This is a genomic window from Bacillus sp. S4, assembly GCF_040838205.1.
GTDB classification, from domain to species: Bacteria; Bacillota; Bacilli; order Bacillales; family Bacillaceae_G; genus Bacillus_A; species Bacillus_A cereus_U.
Genome location: NZ_JBFPJI010000390.1, coordinates 1 through 2,835, shown reverse-complemented (window position 1 = coordinate 2,835; position 2,835 = coordinate 1). Strand labels below are relative to the sequence as shown.

Sequence of the window (2,835 nt, the reverse complement as noted above, 5' to 3'; positions counted from 1 at the left end):
GTGGGATAGATGAGGACTTTGGAATTTTATCAGGATCAAATAAACAAATAAATGCTAAATATTTATTTGCGACGATCCAAACCATTTCAAAAGAGGAAAATTTACATCAATTTGATCCTGGGCTATTCGATTATATTTTAATTGATGAAGTTCATAAAGCCGGTGCTAGTTCTTATCATAGGGTTATTGATTATTTTAAACCAAAATTTTTAATGGGAATGACGGCTACACCTGAACGTACAGACAATTTTAATATTTATGAGCTATTTGATTACAATATTGCTTATGAAATTCGTTTGCAAGAAGCACTTGAAGAAGATATGCTTTGTCCTTTTCATTATTTTGGAGTAACTGATTTTGAATATAATGGTGAAAAGATAGATGACACTACGGTTTTATCTAAACTTGTTACGGAAGAACGGGTGGATCATATAGTTGAAAAAGTAAAATATTACGGTTTTTCCGGTGAGAAAGTAACTGGACTAATGTTTTGCAGCCGAAAAGATGAGGCAGAACAATTATCACATGCCTTAAATAATAGAGGTTTTCGTACATTTGCATTAACCGGCGATCATTCCCAACAGGAAAGAGAACTACGTGTGAACCAATTAGAAAATGGCATACTTGATTATATTTTAACGGTAGATATATTTAATGAAGGAATTGATATTCCGAGTGTGAATCAAGTTGTTATGTTAAGACAAACTCAATCAAGTATTATCTTTATACAGCAGCTGGGGCGTGGACTTCGAAAACACGATTCGAAAGATTTTGTTACGATCATTGATTTTATTGGAAACTATAAAAACAACTATTTAATTCCGATTGCCCTTTCCGGAGATAAATCACAAAATAAAGATAATATACGTAGGTATACAAATGACACGAGTTATATTAAAGGTATTTCAACAGTTAACTTTGAAGAGATAGCGAAAAAGCAGATCTTTAAAGCAATTAACGATAGTAATTTAACAGCAATGAAAGTATTAAAGGAAGCTTTTGCTGAGTTGAAAAATAGAATAGGAAGAATTCCATATCTATATGACTTTATAGTAAACCATTCTATTGATCCAGTTGTACTTGTGGAAGGATATTCGAACTATTATCAGTTTCTATTGAAAATGAAAGAAGATGTCCCTGCATTAACAGAGTACGAAAATAAAGTTTTAACAATGTTTTCATTGGAAGTATTAAATGGAAAACGTAAAAACGAAATCGTCTTGTTAGACTTACTATTAAAGCAAGAAAAAGTTGATAAAGATGAGTATGTAAAACAACTTGAAAAATCTAATTGCTTAAAAGATGATGATACGATTACTTCTGTGCAACGAATTTTTGAGTTAGAGTTTTTCTCACAAAACAACCAAAAAAAATATGGGGAAAAGCCAATTCTCACGTTGCAGGATGAGAAGACATTTATATTTAATGATTCTATTCGAAAAAGTTTAGAACAAAATGAATACTTTAAGTATATGGTTATGGACGTTATTAAAAGTGCGAAAGAAAAGAGCAAAAACTATGAGTGTGATAGTAACCTTACTGTATATAAAAAATACTCAAGAAAAGATGTGTGTAAACTTTTAAATTGGCATAGTGATGAGAGCTCAACTATGTATGGTTATAAGACCAAACACTATACTTGTCCAATATTTATCACATACCATAAAAATGATGAGGTAGAATCCAGTGTGGACTACGGTGATGAATTCCTTAATCAAGATGTTCTTAAATGGTATACAAGAAGTAACAGAACATTAAAGTCAAAGGAAGTTCAAACAATTATTGATGCTAAACAAAATAATATTGATGTCCATATTTTTGTGAAAAAAGATGATGACGAGGGAACCGACTTTTACTATTTAGGAAAAGCGAGACCTGATAAAGCAAGTGTAGAACAAACTGAAATGCAAGATAAAAATGGAAAAGAACTACCGGTTGTTACGATGAATATGATTATGGAGAAACCAGTTGATAATAAGCTTTATGGTTATTTAAAGGATGGTAATGTTTTGTAGGTAGAATAAACTTTTAATGCTTGTATAGTCTATAAATGATTAATAGGATAGTAGTATTAGTGGATAAGATAAGGCTGTATCAAAATGGCATTGGAGGATGCTTTTGATATGGCCTTATTTATTGGAATGGAATGTGTTTTTTTTTGGTTTATTTTATTGGTGTAGGCAGAATGGGATGGATGCTTAGTGAACTTGAAAATGTTGGGGATATTATGGCCTGGATGCGCCGTTATTACGAGGGTTATGCTATAATTTAACTGTTAAGGTAATTAAAGGTTTATCTGTTGCGCAGTTCTTTAAGTTGTAAGTAATAATTAATTTAAAAGTTAATTATTGTTGTGGTGCTAGAAGAGGAATATCAAGAGACTTGCTCGTTTAAAGAAGTAATTAACGTCATCGGGCAGAAAGATATGATTACTGTTAGGTTATCTAAAAAGTAGTGCGGACACCTAATGGGAAAGAGAGAGTATAAAGTTGGTATGATAAACGATTTGAATTCAGCATGGTCTAATCGTCCTACAGGTATTTCACAGATTATCCAATGGATGAACTAAAAAGGATTATCGTTTTTGATTATTAAAATATATAAATAAATATTATTTATGCTATCTGTTCATATCTTATAATATGAAAAATAAGTTATGTAAGGTTTTAGTTAAATAGTAAATAAACTTTTTATAATAAAGTTTATAAGTAAAATTATTAACTAGGAGGATTTTTATGGCTTTTAAAATATTAGAATTTCCATTAGAAATAAATCAAACAGTAGTACATCAAAAAAGTATTCGAGACTTATCTAATATTGAACGTAGGGTATTAG

General features: G+C 30.4%; 1 protein-coding gene. It reads left to right on the top strand.

From position 1 onward, the window contains the following. The coding region (locus tag AB3X48_RS20605; protein WP_367959881.1) for a DUF3427 domain-containing protein at positions 1 to 2,015 on the top strand (2,015 nt) is incomplete at its 5' end. Positions 2,016 to 2,835 lie beyond the last annotated feature (820 nt).